At 63.8% G+C, this 22,068-nt stretch carries 17 protein-coding genes and 1 pseudogene; 7 read left to right on the top strand and 11 right to left on the bottom strand.

Features of this window, described 5'->3' with window-relative positions; all coding sequences use genetic code 11:
- The first annotated feature begins 44 nt into the window (after positions 1-44).
- The 4 genes from glgA (at position 45) to B0G76_RS14490 (ending at position 4,868) form a co-directional block, all read left to right on the top strand.
- Positions 45-1,505 carry a glycogen synthase GlgA gene (glgA, locus tag B0G76_RS14475; protein WP_120293151.1) on the top strand — a complete coding sequence of 487 codons (1,461 nt, stop codon included), beginning with the start codon at positions 45-47 and terminating at the stop codon, positions 1,503-1,505.
- A gap of 230 nt (positions 1,506-1,735) precedes the next feature.
- Positions 1,736-2,602 carry a pyridoxal kinase PdxY gene (gene pdxY, locus B0G76_RS14480; RefSeq protein ID WP_120293153.1) on the top strand — a complete coding sequence of 289 codons (867 nt, stop codon included), beginning with the start codon at positions 1,736-1,738 and terminating at the stop codon, positions 2,600-2,602.
- Between the two features lie 204 nt (positions 2,603-2,806).
- Positions 2,807-3,268, top strand: coding sequence for a hypothetical protein (locus B0G76_RS14485; protein ID WP_120293155.1), 462 nt, complete (start codon positions 2,807-2,809; stop codon positions 3,266-3,268).
- Between the two features lie 448 nt (positions 3,269-3,716).
- Positions 3,717-4,868 carry a branched-chain amino acid ABC transporter substrate-binding protein gene (locus B0G76_RS14490; protein ID WP_120296384.1) on the top strand — a complete coding sequence of 384 codons (1,152 nt, stop codon included), beginning with the start codon at positions 3,717-3,719 and terminating at the stop codon, positions 4,866-4,868.
- Between the two features lie 106 nt (positions 4,869-4,974).
- Here the strand turns inward: B0G76_RS14490 and B0G76_RS14495 are convergent.
- Positions 4,975-6,880, bottom strand: a pseudogene (locus B0G76_RS14495) (DUF3857 domain-containing transglutaminase family protein).
- On the bottom strand, positions 6,877-7,776 hold the full coding sequence (locus B0G76_RS14500; protein WP_120293157.1) for a helix-turn-helix transcriptional regulator: 900 nt from the start codon (positions 7,774-7,776) through the stop codon (positions 6,877-6,879). The pseudogene B0G76_RS14495 and the gene B0G76_RS14500 overlap by 4 nt, the downstream one beginning before the upstream one ends.
- Positions 7,777-7,885: 109 nt before the next feature.
- Between B0G76_RS14500 and B0G76_RS14505 the strand changes: the two genes are divergently transcribed.
- Positions 7,886-8,431: a hypothetical protein gene (locus B0G76_RS14505; protein WP_120293159.1), complete on the top strand. Its 546-nt coding sequence runs from the start codon at positions 7,886-7,888 to the stop codon at positions 8,429-8,431.
- Between the two features lie 33 nt (positions 8,432-8,464).
- On the opposite strand, the gene B0G76_RS14510 is transcribed toward B0G76_RS14505, so the two are convergent.
- Positions 8,465-9,130 carry a hypothetical protein gene (locus B0G76_RS14510; protein ID WP_120296385.1) on the bottom strand — a complete coding sequence of 222 codons (666 nt, stop codon included), beginning with the start codon at positions 9,128-9,130 and terminating at the stop codon, positions 8,465-8,467.
- Positions 9,131-9,582: 452 nt separating this feature from the next.
- On the opposite strand from B0G76_RS14510, the gene B0G76_RS14515 reads away from it, so the two are divergent.
- A complete protein-coding gene (locus B0G76_RS14515; RefSeq protein WP_120296386.1) occupies positions 9,583-11,244 on the top strand; it encodes a carboxylesterase/lipase family protein in 1,662 nt (553 codons plus the stop codon).
- Between the two features lie 55 nt (positions 11,245-11,299).
- On the opposite strand, the gene hutG is transcribed toward B0G76_RS14515, so the two are convergent.
- From hutG to B0G76_RS14555, 8 genes are all read right to left on the bottom strand, one after another.
- Positions 11,300-12,121, bottom strand: coding sequence for an N-formylglutamate deformylase (gene hutG / locus B0G76_RS14520; protein WP_120293161.1), 822 nt, complete (start codon positions 12,119-12,121; stop codon positions 11,300-11,302).
- Between the two features lie 95 nt (positions 12,122-12,216).
- On the bottom strand, positions 12,217-13,614 hold the full coding sequence (locus B0G76_RS14525) for a formimidoylglutamate deiminase (protein WP_120296387.1): 1,398 nt from the start codon (positions 13,612-13,614) through the stop codon (positions 12,217-12,219).
- Between the two features lie 34 nt (positions 13,615-13,648).
- The gene (hutI, locus tag B0G76_RS14530; protein WP_120293163.1) at positions 13,649-14,872 is read right to left on the bottom strand and encodes an imidazolonepropionase; all 1,224 of its coding nucleotides are present in this window, start codon (positions 14,870-14,872) and stop codon (positions 13,649-13,651) included.
- Between the two features lie 121 nt (positions 14,873-14,993).
- Entirely contained in the window at positions 14,994-15,626 is a 633-nt protein-coding gene (locus B0G76_RS14535) for a HutD family protein (protein ID WP_120296388.1), read from the bottom strand.
- Between the two features lie 2 nt (positions 15,627-15,628).
- Positions 15,629-17,317 carry a urocanate hydratase gene (gene hutU, locus B0G76_RS14540; protein ID WP_120293165.1) on the bottom strand — a complete coding sequence of 563 codons (1,689 nt, stop codon included), beginning with the start codon at positions 17,315-17,317 and terminating at the stop codon, positions 15,629-15,631.
- A 93-nt stretch (positions 17,318-17,410) separates the two neighbouring features.
- On the bottom strand, positions 17,411-18,106 hold the full coding sequence (gene hutC / locus B0G76_RS14545; protein WP_120293166.1) for a histidine utilization repressor: 696 nt from the start codon (positions 18,104-18,106) through the stop codon (positions 17,411-17,413).
- A gap of 37 nt (positions 18,107-18,143) precedes the next feature.
- Positions 18,144-19,667, bottom strand: a complete 1,524-nt coding sequence (gene hutH, locus B0G76_RS14550) for a histidine ammonia-lyase (protein ID WP_183082053.1) — start codon at positions 19,665-19,667, stop codon at positions 18,144-18,146.
- A 356-nt stretch (positions 19,668-20,023) separates the two neighbouring features.
- Complete coding sequence (locus B0G76_RS14555; protein ID WP_120293168.1) at positions 20,024-20,920, bottom strand: LysR family transcriptional regulator; 897 nt, start codon at positions 20,918-20,920, stop codon at positions 20,024-20,026.
- Between the two features lie 115 nt (positions 20,921-21,035).
- On the opposite strand from B0G76_RS14555, the gene B0G76_RS14560 reads away from it, so the two are divergent.
- Complete coding sequence (locus B0G76_RS14560) at positions 21,036-21,932, top strand: NAD-dependent epimerase/dehydratase family protein (protein ID WP_120293170.1); 897 nt, start codon at positions 21,036-21,038, stop codon at positions 21,930-21,932.
- The last annotated feature ends 136 nt before the right edge of the window (positions 21,933-22,068 follow it).

The raw sequence follows: 22,068 nt of genomic DNA on the forward strand, positions 1-22,068 counted from the left end.
CCTGGACCTTACGCACCCGCCCTAACAGGAACGAGACCGAGCCTATGACGATTCGCGCCCTGCACGTCGCAAGCGAGCTGTATCCCCTCCTCAAAACGGGCGGTCTCGCCGACGTCGCGGGCGCATTGCCGCCCGCGCTGATCGAGCGCGGCGCCGATGTGCGCGTGCTGCTGCCCGGCTTTCCGGCGGTGGTCGCGGGCTTGACCGACTTGCGGCCCATCGCGCAGCTGGGCCGCCGGTTCGACTCGCCGGGTGTCACGCTCGAACAGGGCACGCTGCCGTCGAACGGCCTGATCGTCTACGTGATCCGCGCGGGCACGCTGTACGACCGGCCCGGCAATCCGTATCTGAACGACGAGCACGTACCGTACGGCGACAACGCGCAGCGCTTCGCCCTGCTCGGCTGGGTTGCCGCCCAACTGGCGCAGCACCTCGACCCGGCGTGGGCGCCGCAGATCGTCCATGCGCACGACTGGCACGCCGGGCTCGCACCCGCCTATCTGAAAGCGGCCGAGCGGCAGCACGGCCGCTCGTTCGCGCGCAGCGTCTTCACGGTGCACAACCTCGCGTATCAGGGGGTCTTCCCGGCGCATCAGTTCGGCCAGTTGGCGTTGCCGGACGACTTCTTCAGCATGCATGGCGTCGAATTCTATGGGCAGTTGTCGTTCCTCAAGGCGGGCCTCTACTACAGCGACCGCATCACCACCGTGAGTCCGACCTACGCCCGTGAAATCCAGACCCTCGCCCAGGGTGGCGGGCTCGACGCGTTGTTGCGCCATCGCTCGCACGATCTGAGCGGCGTCCTGAACGGCGTCGACTATTCGGTGTGGAACCCCGCCACCGACGCGCTCCTCGACGATCACTACACCGCCACCCGACTGGCCGGCAAACTGGCCTGCAAGGAAGCGCTGCAGAAGCGCTTCGGCCTCGCGCAGAAAAGCGATGCGCTGCTATTCGGCGTGGTGAGCCGGCTCACCGAACAGAAAGGCCTCGACCTGCTGCTCGAAACGGTGCCCGAGATTGTCAAGCGCGGCGGCCAACTGGTGGTGTTCGGCACCGGCGACCCGGCGCTCGAAAACGGCTTGAAACGCGTTGCGCACATGCATCCGGAATCGGTGGCGGTCGAACTGGGTTTCGACGAAACACTCGCCCATACGATCGTCGCGGGCAGCGACGTGATCGCGGTGCCGTCGCGCTTCGAACCCTGCGGGCTGACGCAACTGTATGCGCTGGCTTATGGGTCGCTGCCGCTCGTGCATTGCGTGGGCGGCCTGGCGGACACGGTGGTCGACGCATCGCTTGAAAATCTCGCCGACGATCTCGCCACCGGCTTCGTGTTCGAACGATTCGAGCCGAAGGGTCTGGCGGCGGCGATCCGCCGCGCGTTCGCGCTCTACGACCGCCGCACCGAGTGGAAAGCCACGCAGCGGCGCGCGATGCAACAGGACTTCGGCTGGGGCGCCTCGGCCGAGCGCTATCTGGCGCTGTACCGCGAACTCGCCTGATCTCCCATCCGTTTGATGGTTCGACGCAACACCGGACGCAACAAGGCGGGGACGGATCAACTCGCATGTGACAAACTCATGCATTGTTTCCTGACTATGCAGATCGCGCGTTTTTCTTACACTATCTGAATCAGTTACGCCGCTTCAGGCGCCCGGCCAAGGCCGGTTCGTTCGCGCGGCCATCCGTCCGTTCTCTTTGATCGCGCATCACCGCTTGCGCGGGCCACACCATGACGAAAAACGTTCTGAGCATCCAGTCACATGTCGTCTTCGGGCACGCCGGGAACAGTGCGGCCGTGTTTCCGATGCGCCGGCTCGGCGTCACTGTCTGGCCGCTCAATACCGTCCAGTTCTCGAACCACACGCAGTACGGTCATTGGACCGGCGGTGCGATTCAGGCATCGCAGATGGAGGATCTGGTCGAAGGGATCGGCGCGATCGGCATGCTGCCGCGCTGTGACGCCGTGCTGTCCGGTTATCTGGGCACGCCCGAGCAGGCGCAAGCGGTGCTGGAGATCGTCAAGGCCGTGAAGGCCGCCAATCCGCGCGCGTGGTACTTCTGCGACCCGGTAATGGGTGCCGCGAGCGGCTGCAGGGTCGAACCGGGCATTCAGGAATTTCTCGTGCGCACCATGCCGGCGGTCGCCGACGCCATGGCGCCGAACCATACCGAGTTGCAGCGCCTCGTGGGCCGTGAGATCGAGACACTCGAAGAAGCCGTGGCCGCGTGCCGCGAGGTCATCGCGCGTGGACCGAAACTCATGCTGGTCAAACATCTGCTCGATCGCAACAGTCCCGCCGACCGCTTCAACATGCTGGTCGTCACCGAGCGCGAGGCCTGGATGGGGCAGCGTCCGCTCTACCCGTTCGCGCGGCAGCCGGTAGGCGTCGGCGATCTGACGAGCGCCGTATTTGTCGCGCGCACGCTGCTGGGCGACTCGATCCGCGCGGCTTTCGAGCACACGCTGGCCGCCGTGAACGCTGTCGTCAAGGCGACGTGGCAAGCCGGGCGCTATGAGCTGGAACTGGTGGCCGCACAAAACGAAATCGCGCAACCGCGCGAATGGTTCGACGCCTGGGTGGCGGAAACGGCATAGGCGCCTGGCGCCCAGCACGCACGCACGGCTCGACTCGCACCCGTGCAACCCGCGTCAATTACTAACCGAATCCGCGATCGGCATGTGACCCACGTTTGTCAGCCGGGCGTCCTATAATGCGTGCCGCGTAGGCCCGGACCGCCAGCCGCCTACGCCGCAATTTTCAGACATACGGGCATCCGGCATTCAGCAGACGAGGCATCGATGGACGGTTATATCCGCAGCGAGCGGGAAGAATTTTTTGAGCAGTTGTGCATGAGCGTCGACGCGGACGAAGCGCACGAGCAGGAAGCGATCGAGTACTTCGAGAGCCAGTTCGACCAGGCCGACTTCGATCCCGCCCAGTGGCTCGACATCGCGCTTTACTATTCGCCGGCGGTGGCGCGCGGCATCGTCGACATGGTGACGCCCGACGACAAGGCGCGCAGCAATATCGCCGAAGTCATCGCCGACAACCTCGACATTTCATATGGCGAAGACGAGTGCCAGCAGTTCGCCGAGACGATCGAATTTGCGTTGAACAACGGCGTGCCAGTGGACCTCGACCTGGTGCTCGACGGCTGTCAGCGTGCAATCGACGACCTCGACACCTGGGCCGACGAAGAAACCAAGGCGCCCCTTCTGCGTCTGCGCGAAGAGTTGCTGCGCCAGCAAGGCGAGCACTAAAGGCGTTGTTTTAACTCGCGGCCAATCCCACCTGGCGATTTGGCCGTATTTGGCCGTATTTGGCCGTTCCTCGCATTTTTGCCGGCGCTTCGCGGAAGTCTGCTTCTGCGACTGTGCCGCCGCAGTAAAGCCGGCGCACTCGCGCCGGTTTCCCGAATGGCTTCTCCGGACCGCCTCCCCGTCGCTCCTTCAGCAAATACGGGCCATCCCCTTTCTTAAGCATATGCAGCAATCCGCACCCGCGCGCCGTTGCTGACAAGCCGCCAGCCAATGCGCTGCGCAGCCTATGCCGAAATTCTCATTCAAAGCGCCGCGAACTGCCAAGACGGTCGCAAATTGGCTTTCTATATTCGCGCCAGATTGACCAGCATGTGAACGCCACTGTGAGTCGATCCAGCGTTACCGTCTTGCCGCTTTCACACTGAAACTGTCGATGGAGAAAGACACCATGAGTCTTCGCAACACGCTGAAACCGCTTGCTCTGTTGGTTGGCGCTACCTTCGCGATCGCGCCGCTGGCCAGTTTCGCCGACGACCTGCCCGTGAAGATCGGCTTCGCCGCGCCGCTGACGGGCGCCAACGCCGGCTACGGGAAGGATCTGGAGAACGGTGTCCGGCTTGCAATCGAAGAAGCCAACGCGCAGAAGATCAAGATCGGCGACAAGGTTGCACAATTCCAGCTCGTCTCCGAAGACGATCAGGCCGACCCGCGCATCGGCGTGCAGGCCGCGCAGAAGCTGGTCGACGCGGGCGTATCGGGCGTCGTGGGCCACTTCAATTCGGGCACGACGATTCCCGCCTCGCAGGTGTACGAACAGGGCGGCATTCCGATGATCGACCCGGCCGCGACCAATCCGATCATTACCGGACGAGGCTTCGCGAACACCTTCATGGTGATTTCCACCGACGCGCAAAACGCCGGCAATGCGGGCGTCTACGCCGTCGAGGTGACGAAGGCCAAACGCATTGCGATCATCGACGACCGCACTGCGTTCGGCCAGGGCGAAGCCGACGAGTTCGAGAAGGCGGTGAAGGCGCACGGCGGCAACATCGTGACACGCGAATACACCGACAATCACGCGGTCGACTTCAGCACGCAAATCACCAAGATCAAGGCGACCAACGCGGATCTGATTTTCTTCGGCGGTCTGGATACTCAGGCGGCGGGCTTCTCGAAACGCATGAAGCAATTGGGGATGAACGCGCAGTTGGTGGGCGGCGGCGGCGTGATGGACCAGGACTTCATCAAGCTCGCCGGCGACTCGGCCGAAGGCGTGATGGCCTGGGAATACGGCCGGCCGCTGGCCCAGTTGCCGGGCGGCAAGGACTTTTCCGCGAAGTTCAAGAAGCGGTTCGGAGTGGATATCCTGTCGTACGCACCGTTTGGGTATGACGGCGCATGGGCCGCGATCAAGGCGATGCAGCAGGCCAAATCCACCTCGCCGGCGGTTTATCGACCTGTACTCAAGGCGATCGACTATGACGGCGTCACCGGAAAGATTTCTTTCGACAACACCGGGGCATTGAAAAGCGGGGCTTCTACGCTCTACCAGGTGAAGAGCGGGAACTGGGTGCCTGTCGTCACCAAGAGTGGGACTTAAGGCCTATTTACCTCTAGCGCCGGTATGAGCGTATGCGCCTGCTGCGATGGAAATGGATCGCAGCAGGCACACGCACAGACGCCACGCGTCGCAGAGGCACCCTCTTCTACTTCATCGCCTTCACCACCACCTCGGCATCGAGATCGCGCTCGATCCGGACCAGATCATCCTTCACGGCGGCGAATTCATCGGCGGAACACATCTGATGCCCGAACGCGGCCCGAAGCTGCCGCCTCACCTGCAAGACCCGCGTGGCGGGATCGAACACGTAGTGAGAAGAAAACTCGAAGAATCGATCCTTCACCGTGGCATCCGGCGGCACCTCCGTCACGCGGGCGAACCTCGGCAGCGTCATTTCCAGCGTCTCGTCGAACGCGCCTTCGATACAGGCCCAAGGCTGCGTCCTCGCAGGCTCCGCGAGCCACGCCTGCACCTGCCCGGCCATTCCGCCGGATAAGCTCGTCAAGGCCGGCACAGCAGTCGTCCCATCGGCCCAGACGAGATGTTCCACCCGTCCCTGCATCGACGTGGAAAACGGTCCTTGCGTGGCGGCCACGTCGCCGGTACGCAAGTTCGCCGTGCCATGCAAGCCGGTCTGCAACAGACGATTCGCCGCGATCTGTTGCGTACGCTGCCGCGTTGCCCGTCGAAACACATTGCGTTCGAGTTCCGCGGTATAGCCGGCATCTTCCACCCGATACGCGTAGTTCGCCGCCCCGCTCTCGTCGACGTCGATCTGCAGACGCACCGCGCGCTCGCGCACCTGGGTGGCCGGCGTGCGCGCCAGCACGCCGTCGTCGACCAGCAGAACGGGCCGGTCCATCACGCTCGGCGGCAAATAACCAAAACCCACGCCGCCCGCCGTGGTGTCGGCAAATAACGATAGATCAGGAATCCAGACGATTGCATGATTGATCGCGCTTCCGCCGTATCCCGGCACCGACGGCAAACTGTAGTACGGCCCGAGATTGAGCAGCACGGCCTCACTGCGGATGCCGACCGCGGCCAATAGCGCGCCGTACAGCGCGACGTGATCCTTGCAGTCGCCATAGCGGTTGTGCAGGATGTCGATCGCCTTGTGCGGGATCGCCGCCGTCTCGCCGAGAAACAGCGCGACGTAGCGAATATTCAAACGCATCCAGTCGTAGAGGATTTGCGCTTTCGCGCGCGGGTCATTGGCCTCGGCGGTCAGGCTCTGCGCGAGCTGGACGATCGCCGGGTCGCTCTTCGTCGCGTCGGCAGCAGGGCCGCGATAACGCGCCGCGAAACTCGCGAAGTCCGGCACCGTGGACACCATCAGCCGGTCGCCCCAGTTCGCATAGCCCACGGCGCCCGCTTCGAGCGGCGCATACGGGCCATGCTGGTAGTCGAACTCGTAACGGGTGCGACCGTTTGCCGTGACGGGCGGCAGTGCGACATAGCCGCGCGCATCGGCATAGAGCGGCACGTCGATGGGCAGGTCGAAGATCAGGCGCTGCATCTCGACAGGGTCGCGCGTCGGTTCGACCAGGTACGCGAACGTACCGGCCTGCAAGGGCTTCGTGCGGGTCTTGCGAAACGCCAGATGCACGCGCGAGCCGGGCTCGACGCCCGGAAAGATCACCGTGCGCAACACGCCGTCTTCGAAACTCGGCGCGCCCGCCGAGCGAGGTTCCTGCACGTCGCGGATCGCCTCGGGGCCGACCGGATGCGCGACGCCATTCGGATCGATCGTTTCCGCGGCCAGCAATTGCACCTGCTCGATGTCCTTGCTGAACCACACGTAGCGTTGCGCGATATCGTCCACGCCGCTCGTCGTGTTGGCCCGCAGGACCGTATCGTCATGTTCTTCGACGGAACCGTCTTTCTGGATTACGAAGAGATGGACGTCGCGCTCCATTGTCGAGGGGGAGAGGTCGGTCATCGGGGGTTTGGGTGGTGCTTTCAGCAATGCCCTCAGCCTGCACGGCGGTTGCGCACGCAACCAGCGCCAATGCGGCGGCCACCTTCATGAACGCGGCGCACGGGGTCATGCGCGACGCGCCCCGCCCCTCGCGCGCCACGCACGCGGACTCGACGCAAACTCCGCGCGAAACGCATGATTGAAATTCGACAGATCGTTGAAGCCGCAGTCGAGCGCGATATCGACGACCTTCGCGCTATCGTCGCGAAGGCGCAGCGCCGCTGCCCGCAAGCGTGCCCGCAGCACATATTGATGCGGTGTCACGCCGGTCACGCGCTGGAATGTACGCAGGAAGTAGAACTCGCTTAAGCCCGCCGCGGCAGCGAGGCTCGTCAGCGTATGCGGTGCGCCGGGCGTGTCGTCGACGAGGCGCACCGTCTGCGCCACGCGCGCCCAGGCCGCGGCGCTGGCGGGCGGTTCCGCACGCGTCAATGCACCCGCCGCCTTGAGCGTCGAGACGGCCACCTCGACGGCGAGTTCGTCCCACACCGCGCCGTCCGCCTCCAGCGCGCCGGCACAGGCCCGCGCGATCAGCGGCGACAACGCGGGCAGCGACGGAATGCGCCCGCGTTTGAAATTCGGATCACCGCTCGCGATCCCCGCGTCCGCGGCAAGCCGCTCGAAATACGCCGGCGCATAGCGGAACGCAATGCAGCGATCGCCAGCCGCATGCCGATGGCCGCATTCGAAACAGTCACCCGTATTGCCGAGCATCAGTGCGCCCGGGGTCAGCAACGCACGTCCGGTCGCGCTCCGGTAGCCGAACGAACCGGCGACCACCATGGCGATGCACACGCCCGCGTGCCGTTCTTCGAACGGCTGGTCGCGCGGGCCGAAGGTGCAGAGAACGTCCTCGACATGCCAGTTCGCGCCCTGGGCCAACGGACGCGCGGTCGTGCTGCCGCGCACGCCTTCGCGGGCACGTTGCGCGAGCGCCTGCTGCAAAGTGACGGCAATTTTCCCCAAGATGCACCTCGGCCGAGTCCGTATCGTGGTTTTAGCACATCGGCGGCCGGCGCGGTTTTGTCCGATCCGGCGATGGCGCTTTCACTGAACACCCGAAGGAGCACACACGATGAACATGCTGGACGACACCGTCGAGCGCGGCTTTCACGCCGCATTGGGCGCCCCGGCGCGCGCCGCCGACATCGATGCCGCCGACGACCTCTACGGCTGGCTGATCGGCAGTTGGGACATGGACGTGCTGCATTACCGCGTCGACCTTCGCCACGCGCGCCGCCGCGGCGAAATTCATTTCGGCTGGGTACTGGAGGGCCGCGCCGTGCAGGACGTGTGGATCATGCCGCCACGCGGCGAGCGTCATGCGGGGCTCGCGGCCGCGGAGACCATGTACGGCACCACGCTGCGGGTGTGGGACCCGGCGCTGCGGGCGTGGCGCGTGACTTACATGAATCCGCAGACCGGTCAGCGCGATGAACTGACGGGCCGGCGCGTCGGCGATGATCTCGTGCAGATCGGCACGCATGCGGACGGCACGCCGATCCGCTGGAATTTCACCGATATCACGAGGGATTCGTTCCACTGGACCGGGGTTGCGTTGGCGCAGGATGGCGTGACATGGACACTCGAAGGTGAGTTTCACGCACGGCGCAGGCGTTAGGTGACGTTAGGTCACGTCAGGTGACGTCAGGCATCAATCCCCTTCCCCAATCTGCCCAAGCAAAGCCTGCAACCGCTCCACATGCCTGAGCAATAAATGCCGATGCTTTTCGATCTGCTCCAGCCGGCCAGCCAGGTCGGACTGGATCGGATCGTCGAGATCGGCGGCGGCGATCACGTCCTCCACTTTCGAGCGCATTGATGCAAGCTCCACCGGCGCATGACTCAAATGCCGCTCGAAGCGCCGCACGTCCTGCATCGCCAGATCGCGGACTTTGCGAAAGTGAGCCTGACGCCGATGCGCTTCGGCGTCGAGCGTTTCTTCTTCCAGGCGTTTGGACGGAGCCGCCTGGCCGAATATCGGCTCGGGCGGCCGCAGCACCGTCTTCTTGCGCACCGGATGCGCCGTGCCGCGAAACCGCGCCAGCGGCTGTTCGTTGTCGATCGCTTCGCGCGCATTGGCCGGTATGTCGTGCTCGTCGTGCGGCTTGTTCATCCAGCCCGCAGGCAAGCCCGTCACCGCCTCGACGCCACGGACAAACTCTTCGCTGAATTCTCGCTGGCCCGACAGCATCAGCTTCAGGTAGCTCGCGGAAAACGTCATCATCCGCGCAAGGCGCGTCGCCGCGCCCACCTCCTGGGTCAGCACCACCAGGTTTGCCCGCCAGACGGGGAGCAGGGGTTCGTCGGAATCTTCCATCGCTGGGTCTTCCATCTTTCTCGCCCGATATCTTCAGGATGCCGCTGCGGCAGAGCCCGCGCGTCATCTTCGTGAAAGGGTAGCCGCTTCGCCGTGCGGCACGCAACCGCCATGTCAAGGAGCTCAGCCGCGCCATGCCGGCGTCGCTCGCAGCCAGCAGCCCGCGCGTCCGAACCAGACGGGCCTTCGTCAGGCGTCGTGGTCCTTCATTGTTGACTCCCGTACCGATGCCGCGTTCCATTCGTCGCGAACTGCCGCGGGCGCACCCGGCCTGCGCGGCGTGCACCTGCAAGACATGCGCCTGCCTTGCTTCGCTCAGGCATGCCGCGGTTCGCACGCGCGCCAGGGTTTTCCTCGATGCCAGCCGGTCAAACGCTGCTACCCGAGATCAAACGCCGTCGGACTCAGGCGCCTACAGTCCTCCGATCACAACCATGGAGACGGAACTGAACATGATAGCGACAATCGCGCCGTACCTCGCACGCACCGCATCGAAGCCGGGCCGATGGACGACGTGGGTCGGATGGTCAGGCGCGGCCGCGCTGCTCGCCGGTTGCTCGGGCAACGTGAACGCGCCGGACCCGGCCGTGACCGTCATCGACAGCGGCGCGGTGAAAGGTGCGGCGGCGGACGGCGTGCTGTCGTACAAGGGCATCCCGTTTGCCGCGCCGCCGGTGGGCGACTTGCGCTGGCGGCCGCCACAGAAAGTGGCGGCATGGGCCGGCGTGCGCGAGGCCACCGTCTATGGCCACGACTGCATGCAGAAACCCTTCCCCAGCGACGCCGCGCCGCTCGGCACCGCTCCCGCTGAAGATTGCCTGGTGCTGAACGTCTGGCGGCCCGCCGCTACGGGCGGTTCAACCGCACAGAAGTTGCCGGTGATGGTGTGGATCTACGGCGGCGGCTTCGTGAACGGCGGGTCGTCCCCTGCCGTGTACGACGGCAGCCAGTTCGCGAAGCAAGGCGTGGTATTCGTCAGTTTCAACTACCGGCTTGGCCGCTTCGGCTTCTTTGCCCATCCTGCGCTGAGCGCCGAAGACCCACGCGGACAGCTTGGCAACTACGGCTACATGGATCAGATCGCGGCCCTGCAATGGGTGCAGTGCAATATCGCGGCATTCGGCAGCGATCCGGGCAACGTCACGCTGTTCGGCGAATCGGCGGGCGGCTATTCGGTGCATGCGCTCATCACGTCGCCGCTCACGAAGGGGCTGTTTCAGAAAGCGATCGTCGAATCCGGCGGCGGCCGCACCAATATCACCGCCGGGCGCTATCTGCGGGATACGGGACAGAACGGCGTCCCGTCCGGCGAGCAGCTCGGCACGGCCTTTGCGCAAAGCGTCGGCATTGCCGGCAGCGACGCGGCAGCGCTGGCTAGTTTGCGCGCGTTGCCGGCAGACCAGGTGGTCGCCGGGCTCAACCTCGAAACGATGATCAATACGACGACGTATGCCGGCCCGATGATCGACGGCCAAATCGTGCCGGACGACCCCGGCCGCCTCTACGCGCAGGGGCAATACAACCGCGTGCCGCTGATGGTCGGAGCGAACGACCAGGACATCGGCTTCCCCGTTCCGGCCCAGACGAAAGACGACGTGTTCGCGATCTTCGGCGCGCAGAATCTGGGTGCGGCGCGGGCCGCGTTCGATCCGCTGGGCACGAACAGTGTCGACGATGTAGCCATGCAGGTCGCGCGCGATCTGATGATGATCGAGCCGGCCCGCTTCGTCGCGCAGACGCTCTCGGCCCAGCACGATCCGGTCTATGTGTATCGCTTCTCGTATGTTGCGCAATCGATGCGCGACCAATGGAGCGGCGCGCGGCACGCGAGCGAGATTCCGTTCGTCTTCGATACATTGGGAGCCCGCTACGGCCAGGCGGTCACCGCTCAGGACACGCAGGTCGCGCAACTGGCGAACGCCTACTGGGTCGCCTTTGCGAAGACAGGCGACCCGAACGGCGACGGCCGGCCCGCCTGGCCCGCCTATGCCGCAGGGCAGGATGCGTTGCTCGAATTTGCCGCTGGCGGGGTCGCGACAACGGCGGGCAAGCCCGATCCATTGAAGGCGCAACTCGATCTCGTGAAGGCCGTCAGCGATCAGGCCGCGCAGTGAAACGACGGCAGACCTGCTCGTAACGAATGCGCACCGACAGGTGCGCGTTCAGCGCTTACGCCGCGGCGACGTGCGTCAGCGCTGTCTTCACCAGCGCCTCCAGCAGCGGCTCGACCTTCACGGCCAGGCTTTCGTCATACGCATACGGCATCTGCTCCTCCATATACGTAATCTGCGACAGTTCGAGCTGAACCGCGTGCACACCTTGCGACGGCTGCCCATATTGCCGCGTGATATACCCGCCCTTGAACCGCCCATTGGCGACAGCGGAATAGCCGCCATGCCGTTCGACCACAGCGGCCAATTCCTCGCCCAATCCCGCCACCGCGCTGACGCCGTTCGAGGTGCCGAAATTGAAATCCGGCAGACGTCCTTCGAAAAAACGCGGCACGTGCGAGCGGATCGAATGCGCTTCCCACAGCAGCACCTTGCCGTGCTTCGCCTTCAGCGCGGCGAGTTCGCCCGCGAGTGCATCGTGATAGGGCTTCCAGTAAGCATTGCGCCGGCGCGCGACTTCGGCGTCGGTCGGAAAATGGCCTTCCAGGTACAGGGGCTCCTTGTTGAAGGTATCGACCGGCAGCAAACCGGTGGTGTCCTGCCCCGGATAGAGATTCGCGCCATCAGGCGGGCGGTTCAGGTCGATCACATAACGCGCGTAGGTCGGCGACAGGATCGACGCGCCCATGCGTTTCGCAAACGCGTAGAGACGGTCGAGGTGCCAGTCGCAGTCGTCGGTGCGCCCGGCGACCGGCGTCATCGTTGCGGCGATATCGGCGGGGATTTGCGTGCCCAGATGCGGGATCGAAATCAGCAACGGCAAGCTTCCCTGATGCAGCGATAAAACCGGCGGAGTAGTGGCAGTAGACGAAGCAGTCATGTCAGTCCGGAATCGATGGAATCGATAAAAGTCGAGGGCTCAGCTTACTCGACAATGCACGCGAGCATCTCGCGCCGGCAAGCGGCATTGGCCATTCACCTGAGCAAATCGGCGAGCGCCCCGCGATAACGCGCGTAAGCGCCCTCTTCGTCGCGATGGCGGCGGTTGTCGACAACCTTGTCGCCGCCCGCGTAGACGTCGCGAATCGGCGACTCGCCATGCTCGCAGAATACAACGCCCGAGAGCCACGCGTCCGGCGCGTGCTCGGCGATGCTCGAATGATCCGGATCGAGCACCAGCCAGTCGGCCCGGCGCCCCGTCTGCAATGCGCCGGCCGCGCGGCCCGTGGCATGCGCGCCGCCTTCGAGCGCGGCGTCGAACAAACGATCGGCCACATGCGTAGCCTGCGACGATGCGAGCACATTGCGCTGCCGGCGCGTGAGACGCTGGCCGTATTCGAGCAAACGCAATTCCGAGCGCCAGTCGACGCCGATATGGCTGTCTGAACCGACGCCGATGCGCCCTTGCGCGTCGAGATATTCGTGCGCCGGAAAAATGCCGTCGCCGAGATTGGCTTCGGTGGTCAAGCACAAACCGGCGACCGCGCCGCTTTTCGCGAGCGCCAGCGTTTCGTTCGCATCGACATGCGTGGCGTGCACGAGGCACCAGCGGCTATCCACATCGAAGCGATCGAGCAGCCATTGCACCGGGCGTGCGCCTTCGGTTTCAAGGCAGGCCTCGACTTCAGCGGTTTGCTCGGCGATATGGATATGAACCGGCGCGCTTCTTTCGATGCCGCTCAACAAGGTATGCAGCGAATCGGCCGATACCGCCCGCAATGAATGCGGCGCCACGCCATAACGCAGCGCGGCGCTCTCGGGACGCGCCGCCCGCACCGTGCCGAGCAGTTCGAGCAAACTCTCCGGCGTATTGATGAAGCGCTGCTGATCGTCACGCGGGGCGCGCGAACCAAAGCCGCTGTACTGATACAGCACGGGCAGCATCGTCATGCCGATGCCGCTCGCCGAGGCCGCATCCACCACACGCTGCGCCAGTTCCGCCGGGTTCGCATAGCGGCTGCCATCCTGCGAGTGGTGCACGTAGTGGAATTCGCAGACCGACGTATAGCCCGCCTTCAACATCTCGATGTACAACCACTGCGCCACAGCAGCGAGCCCTTCAGGCGTGATCCGCGCGGCGAAACGGTACATCAGGTCGCGCCAGCTCCAGAAGTTATCGGTAGCGCCTGTGCCAGATGCGGCACGATATTCGGTAAGACCGGCCATCGCGCGTTGAAACGCATGCGAGTGAAGGTTCGGCATGCCAGGCAACACGGGGCCGGCGGCTTTCTGCACACCGTCAGGAACAGCCGCCGCATCGGGCGTAACCGACGTCAGCGTGCCGTTGGCGTCCCATTCCAGCAGCACATTGCGGCGCCAGCCGTCGGGTAGATACGCGTGATCAGCGAATAGCGATTGTTTTGATTGCATCATCGGTTGCGTCATCGGTTGCGTCATCTCTCAGGCCCTAGCTCAAATCACGCCGCGTATAAACCGTCTCGCCCGCGCGCACGACGCGCGCGCACAACGGACGCCCAATCCAGTAAGCCAGCTCAGCCAGCGAATCCACCGACCACACCGCGAAATCCGCCGCGCGCCCGGCTTCCAGCGAGCCATGTCTGTCCGCCTTGCCGAGCGCGCGTGCCGCATGCGAGGTCACGCCTTGCAGCACTTCGGGCACGGTCATGCGGAACAGCGTGGTCGCCATGTTCATCATCAGCAGCAACGAGGTCGTGGGCGACGTGCCGGGATTGCTGTCGGTGGAAATCGCGATCGGCACCTGATGGCGCCGCAGCAAGTCCAACGGCGGCAACTGTGTCTCGCGGATAAAGTAGTACGCGCCGGGCAGCAGCACGGCGACGGTGCCGGACGCTTTCATCGCGGCAACGCCGGCTTCGTCGAGGAATTCGAGGTGATCCGCGGAGAGCGCATGGTGACGCGCAGCCAATGCCGTGCCGCCGCTGTTCGATAACTGCTCGGCATGCATCTTCACCGGCAGCTTGTAGCGCTCCGCTGCTTTGAACACACGCTCGCTTTGCTCCCGCGAAAAACCAATGCGCTCGCAGAACACGTCGACCGCGTCGACCAGGCCTTCGTCGGCGAGCGCGGGCAGCATGGTGTTGCAGACTTCGTCGATATACGCGTCGGCTCTTCCCGCGAATTCGGGCGGCAAGGCATGAGCGCCGAGAAACGTCGTATAGACCGATACCGGATAGCGCTCGCCCAACTGGCGCGCGACGCGCAGCATCTTGCGCTCGCTGGCGAGATCGAGGCCGTAGCCGGATTTGATTTCGACCGCCGTGACGCCTTCGGCTAGCAGCGGTTCAAGACGCGCGGCGGATTGACCGAACAGCGACGCTTCGTCGGCGGCACGCGTGGCGCGCACCGTCGAAACGATACCGCCGCCCTGCAGCGCGATTTCTTCGTAACTGACGCCGGCGAGGCGCTGCGCGAATTCGTCCGCGCGCTGGCCGCCGTACACCAGATGCGTATGGCAATCGACGAGACCCGGCGTCACCCACGCGCCGTGCAAATCTTCACGCGGCCACGCGGCGTAGTCCGAGGGTAATTCGGAGGCCGCGCCGAGCCACGCGATCTTGCCGTTTTCAACGGCAATCGCGGCATCGGGCAGCGTGTGTTGGGGATCGCCCTGGGGGCACAATTTCAGGTGATGCCAGACGGTTTGCTTCATCGCGTGCTCTTTGCAGCTCGTTGCGTGTCTGTGGTGGTTCGCGGCGCGCTTTGCCGGGCCTTCGGTAAATCTTTTGCCTGGATTCAAGCGCGCCCGCGAATCGTCGTCATCGTTGCGAACATCATGTATTGCGGATGCTGATCGCGAGCAATGCGTCCGCGCCCTCGACCGTGCATGACAGTGCACTCGGCGTGTCGATTCGCAATGTGTCGTCGGCCTGAAGCACGTGCGGTTGGCCTTCGCCACCGAGCGTGACCGAAACCGAACCGCTTGCGCAGAACAACAGCACTACGTCGGCGGACAAAGTGCGTTGCGTAGCGCCTCGCCACACCTCTGTTTCGCCCACGGCCGCGCCACGACGAACCATCAGGTTGAAGTCGCGCGTGGCACCGTTCACAAGGCGTGCGTCGATTTGCGCTTCGCCCGCAAACTGCGCGATATCGAGCGGCTGAGTCAACGCGAGCGTCTGCACGGAGTGAGCGCCGCCGGCGTCTGTTTCGTCGAGCAACATGCCCGCGCCCGACAACAACACCAACGTACGATCGATACCCGCAAAACGCGAGAACGGCCCGGCCTGCGCCACATCGGCGATGCTTACGCGCCACGTGAAGGCGTCAAGCCCCGCGCCTGCGGGAAACGCCCCGACTTCACGCGTGACGCCGCCGCCATTCTTCCACGGCGCCGCCACGAGGTCGGCGCCGCGGATGAGCGTGATGGTTGCCCTGTTATCGACAGGCGAGCCGTGAAGCGCCACGATCAACGACCCAGCATCGGCAGATTGAGACCTGCCTCGCGCGCCGTTTCCTGCGCGAGTTCATAGCCCGCATCCGCATGACGCATCACGCCGGTTGCCGGATCGTTGAACAGCACGCGGCCGAGGCGTTCCTTCGCGGCATCCGTGCCGTCAGCGACGATCACGACGCCCGAGTGCTGGCTGAAGCCCATGCCGACCCCGCCGCCATGATGCAGCGAGACCCAGGACGCGCCGCCTGCGGTGTTCAGCAGTGCGTTGAGCAACGGCCAGTCGCTGACTGCGTCCGAGCCGTCTTTCATCGATTCCGTTTCGCGATTCGGGCTTGCCACCGAACCGGTATCGAGGTGATCGCGGCCAATCACGATCGGCGCCTTCAGCTCGCCGTTCCGGACCATTTCGTTGAACGCCTGGCCCAGACGGTAACGATCCTTCACGCCGACCCAGCAGATCCGCGCCGGCAGGCCCTGGAACGCAATGCGTTCGCGTGCCATGTCGAGCCAGTTGTGCAGATGCGGATCGTCAGGGATCAGTTCCTTGACCTTCGCATCGGTCTTGTAGATATCCTCAGGATCGCCCGACAGCGCGACCCAGCGGAACGGACCCTTGCCTTCGCAGAACAACGGGCGGATATACGCCGGCACGAAGCCCGGGAAATCGAACGCGTTTTCCACGCCCATTTCCAATGCCATCTGACGGATGTTGTTGCCGTAGTCGAGCGTGGCCGCGCCGCGTTCCTGCAACGTCAGCATGGCCTGCACCTGCTTGGCCATCGACTGCTTGGCGGGCAGCACGATGCTGTCCGGCACCGTCTTCATACGCTCGCGCCAGTCTTCGACATTCCAGCCTTGCGGCAGGTAGCCGTGAATCGGATCGTGCGCGCTGGTCTGGTCGGTCACGCAATCCGGCGTAATGCCACGCGTCACGCATTCGGCGAACACGTCCGCTGCATTGCCGAGCAGGCCGATCGAGACCGGCTTGCCCGCTTTCTTCGCTTCCTCGAGCATGCCGAGCGCTTCGTCGAGCGTGGCCGCTTTCTTGTCGACATAACGCGTCTTCAGACGGAAATCGATGCGCGTCTCGTCGCATTCCACCGCGATCATCGAGAAGCCGGCCATCGTCGCGGCCAGCGGTTGCGCGCCGCCCATGCCACCCAGGCCGCCCGTCAGAATCCAGCGGCCCGAAGGATCGCCGTTGAAATGCTGGTTCGCCACCGAGAAGAATGTCTCGTAGGTGCCTTGCACAATGCCCTGGCTGCCGATGTAGATCCAGCTGCCCGCCGTCATCTGGCCGTACATCATCAGGCCCTTGCGATCGAGTTCGTGGAAGTGTTCCCACGTCGCCCAATGCGGCACCAGGTTCGAATTCGCCAGCAGCACGCGCGGTGCGTCCGCATGCGTGCGAAACACGCCGACCGGCTTGCCCGATTGAATCAGCAGCGTCTCGTCTTCGTTCAGGTCCTTCAGCGACGTGAGAATCTGATCGAAGCAATCCCAGTTACGCGCGGCACGGCCAATGCCGCCGTATACGACCAAAGCGTGCGGATGCTCGGCGACTTCCGGGTCCAGATTGTTCTGGATCATCCGGTACGCGGCTTCCGCGATCCAGGTCTTGCAGGTTTTTTCCGCGCCGCGCGGTGCGCGGATCGTGCGAGTCGGGTCCAGACGCGGGTCGATGTGTTTCGGGTTGTTCATGGTGGCCCTCGGAAAGCGTGAAAATGTTCGGGAGAAGTCAGGAAAATGAATCGGGAAAATGAGTCGAAAAATCAGTCGAAAAAAACGGCGAAATCAGAAATGTCCGGTGAAGCGATAGCGGCTGCCGGGATGCCAGAGATTGGCGATCGAGGCGACCTGGCTTTGCGACCACGTGCGCCGATGCAGCACGAGGCACGGTTCGAATTCATCCATCGTCAGCAGCTCGCGCGTATCCGCATCCGCGGCCAACGCTTCGATGCGGTACTCCACACGCTGCAGCGGCGCCACACGCACCAGATACTGATTCGGCGTGGTGTTCGTGAAGTCCTGCAATGCATACTCGGGCGCGACCGCCGGGTTGACCCAGCGTTCTTCGAGTTGCACCGGCTCGTCGTTTTCGAAATGCAGCACGCGTGAATGAAACACCGGACTCCCCGCGCTCACCCGCATTTCTTCGGCGAGCGCTTCGTCGGCGATGCTCGCGCCGATGTGCAGCACGTTCGCCTGATAGCGATGACCGCGCGCGACGATTTCGTCGGAAATACTGCGGATCGCCACCAGCGTCGATTCGTACTTGGGCCGGGCCACGAACGTGCCCGAGCCCTGCACACGCGTGAGGACCTGCTCCGAGGTCAACTCGCGCAACGCGCGGTTGACCGTCATGCGCGCGACGTTGAATTCGCGCGCGAGCTCGTTTTCGGAGGGCACCTGGTCGCCTTCAGCCCATTCGCCCGCATGGATGCGGCCGAGGATGAAGTCCTTGATGCCCTGATAGGCCGGTGCGTTCATTGGCTTGATCTGCGTGCTTGCAACGTAATGGTCTAGCTTACTGTTCGGAGGCGAACGAGAACGGGCTCAGCTTCGCGATCGTGCCGTTCTGCACGAGACGCGTCACTGCCTCGATATCCGGTGCGAAGTAATGATCGAGTTCGTAATGCGCGACATCCTTGCGCACCGCGTCCATCACCTTCTGCAGGCTCGGGCTGGTCTTGAACGGCCCGCGCAGATCGACGCCCTGCGCAGCGGCAAGCAGTTCGATCGACAGAATGTTCGCGACGTTTTCGGCGATGTCGCCGAGCTTGCGCGCAGCGAACGTTGCCATCGACACGTGATCTTCCTGGTTCGCGGAGGTCGGCAGCGAATCCACCGAAGCCGGATGCGCGAGCGTCTTGTTCTCCGACGCGAGCGCGGCAGCCGTCACGTGGGCGATCATGAAGCCCGAATTCACACCACCGTCGCGCACGAGGAACGGCGGCAGGCCCGACAGCGTCGCGTCGATCAGGAGCGCGATGCGGCGTTCGGCCAATGCGCCGATTTCAGAGACAGCGATCGCGAGGTTGTCGGCAGCGAATGCAACCGGCTCAGCGTGGAAGTTACCGCCCGACAGCACTTCGCCCGTGTCCGGGAAAATCAGCGGATTGTCGGAGACAGCGTTCGCTTCGATCAGCAGAACGTCAGCTGCATGACGCATCTGATCCAGACACGCGCCCATGACTTGCGGCTGGCAGCGCAGGCTGTACGGGTCCTGCACCTTGTCGCAATCGGCATGCGAAACATTGATTGCCGAACCTTCCAAGAGCGAACGGTAAGCCGCCGCCGCTTCGATCTGACCTTGATGGCCGCGCAGTTCGTGAATGCGCGCGTCGAATGGCTTGACCGAACCCATCGCTGCATCCACCGACAACGCGCCCGCCACCAGTGCGGTGCGGTACAGGTCTTCGATGGCGAACATGTTGTAGAGCGCCAGCGCGGTCGAGGCTTGCGTGCCGTTCAGCAGCGCCAGACCTTCCTTCGCTTGCAGCGTGAGCGGCTTGAGGCCGACCAGCTTGAGGCCTTCGGTAGCCGACATGCGCTCGCCCTTCGCGAACACGTCGCCGACGCCCAGCAAGGTGGCCGACATATGCGCGAGCGGCGCCAGGTCGCCCGATGCGCCGACCGAACCCTTGACCGGAATCACCGGCAGCACGTCGGCGTTGTACAGCGTGATCAGCGCTTCCATCACTTCGCGGCGGATGCCCGAGTGACCGCGGCCCAGGCTCGACAGCTTGAGCGCGATCAGCAGACGCACTACCGGACGCGACATCGGCTCACCCACGCCGACCGCGTGCGACAGCACCAGATTGCGTTGCAGCAGTTCGAGCTGGTCACGCGGGATGTGCGTGCTGGCGAGACGCCCGAAACCCGTGTTGATGCCATACGCCGGCTCGCCTTTCGCAGCGATGTCGGCGACGGCTTTGGCGCAGGCGTCGATGGCGGCGTGGCTGGCGGGATCGAGTTGCAGCGAAACGTGTTCGCGTGCGATCTGGCGCAGTTGCGGGAGGGTCAGATAGCCGGGCTTCAGAATCATCATGGTGTCGTCCTGTCTTGTCTATACAATTCGAGAGAAGTCTAGCGCCGCCGCCTTGTATATACAACTTGTTTTTGCAGCTTCGGGCCTAGGGGTTTCCATTAGGGATGATTGGCTGGCGTGGCATGCATATCGGTTGCGACGGGGTTTCAGGTGCCCACACACGCCGCACCGCAAACGTTCATCGTGGCAAACAACTTGTATATACACGTTCAAAATTGGCGCCAGCAAGCGGACAAAAAGATTCAGCGCGCCTCTCATTGAGTTATAGGAGAGCCCGCTGAGGGCGCAAAAAAGCCCGCGCTCTCTCAAAGACGAGCCGCGGGCCTTTGTCAGGCTTATGACTGGCGAAGGATTCGCTAAAGCGTCACCCGCGCCGCGATGAAATCCAGGAAACACTGCACGCGCCCCGCCAGCGACGCGCTCTGGTAATACACCGCACTGACCGGTTGCCGCTCATCCGCCAGCACGTTGCCGAGAATCGGCACCAATCGCTTTTCACGCACGTCGGCCGCGGTCATGAAGTCGGCAAGACAGGCGATGCCCCAGCCCGACAGGGCCAACTGGCGCAGCGTCTCGCCGCTCGATGCGGTGATCGACGGCTCGATCTTCTGCGGCTCGGACTTGCCCTTCCCGCCCCGCTTCAAGGGCCAGCGATTCAGATGCTCCGGCGCCGTGAAGCCGATCAGGCGATGCTCGCGCAACGCTTCCACCGACCTGGGTTCGCCGTATTCGGCCAGATACGCCGGACTGGCAAGCACCCTCAATTTGCTGCTGCCCAAGGTGCGCGCATGCAGGGTCGAATCCTGCAACGTGCCGATGCGGATCGCGATATCCACCTTCTGTTCGAGCAGATCGACGATCCGCTCGTTGCTGGTCAGTTCCAGACGAATCTCCGGATACAGCGCCGAAAACGCCTTCATATGCGGCGCCACGCAATGCAGCATGAACGGCGACGCCGCATCGACCCGCAAACGCCCCGAGGGCCGCTCGCGCCCGCGCGTGACGGATTCCTCGGCCTCTTCCATGGCGTCGAGAATCGCCCGCGCTCGCCGCAGAAACGCCTCGCCCTCTTCGGTCAGTTGCAGACGGCGCGTGGTGCGCCGTACCAGGGCAGTGTCGAGCTTTTTCTCCAGACGCGTGAGCGCGCGGCTGACGCCGGAGACGGTCTGCCCCAATTTTTCCGCCGCCGCGGTGATCGAGCCGCTGTCGATCACCGTGACGAACACCAGTAACTCGTCGGTGGAAGTCTTCATTGTTGATTTCAAATCAAGATTGATTTGAGACTAACACGCTTTTTGCGAGAATCAAGACGGCGGATACTGCTTGCATTGCATCGTATTTCCGGTGTTTCCACCTTAGGAGAACGTCTTGAAGATTTGCATTACCGGCGCAAGCGGCTTTATTGGCGGTTCGATCGCGGCGCACCTCGTGCGTGCCGGCCATCAGGTGCGCGGTTTGATCCGCAAGCCCGAACACAGTGCCGAGTTGCAACGCCTCGGTATCGGACCCGTCATCGGCACGCTCGACGACCGTGACCTGCTGATCGCCGAAGCAAAAGCCGCCGACGCGGTCATCAACGCCGCGAGCAGCGACCATGAAGGCGCGGTGAAAGCGCTGATCGACGGCCTTGCCGGTTCCGGCAAGCCGTTTCTGCATACGAGCGGTTCGAGCATTGTCGGCGATGCGTCGGGTGGCGAAGCGGGCCAGGCACGTATCTATCACGAGGATGCCCTGCCTGAGCCGACCGCGGATAAAGCGGCACGCGTCGCGATCGATCAGCGCGTGCTCGATGCGGCACAACAGAACATCCGCTCGGCAGTGTTATGCAACACGCTGATTTATGGTCACGGCGCCGTGCCGGGTAGCGCAAGCGTGCAGTTGCCGCGGCTCGTGCGTCAGGCGCAAAAGAGCGGCGTGGTCCGGCATGTGGGCAGCGGCGGCAATATCTGGTCAAACGTGCATATCGACGACGTCGCCGAACTCTATCGTCTTGCGCTGGAGAAGACGCCGGCGGGCACCTTCTACTTCGTCGAAAGCGGTGAAGCGTCGTTTCGTGACATGAGCGCCGCGATCGCCCGCGTGATGAAACTCGGCGAGCCGCAAGACTGGCCGATTGAAGAAGCGCAGAAGGAATGGGGTTATGAAATGGCTTCGTATGGGCTCGGTTCGAATAGCCGCGTACGCGGTGAGCGCGCACGCAATCTGCTCGGCTGGCAGCCTGAGCGCAGCTCGGTGATCGAGTGGATCGAGCGCGAGATGATGTGATGTCTCCCGGGAGCCCGGTGGGCTCCCTCCAGGCCCCCCCCCGAGAGGACTTCTTCCGGGAGCCGGAGGCTCCCTCCTGGGCGTAATTTGTGTAAGCGCTGGCGTTGCGAATCCGTAAGCTCCACTCGCTAGAATC

Source organism: Paraburkholderia sp. BL23I1N1 (assembly GCF_003610295.1).
In the GTDB taxonomy this organism is placed as follows: Bacteria; Pseudomonadota; Gammaproteobacteria; order Burkholderiales; family Burkholderiaceae; genus Paraburkholderia.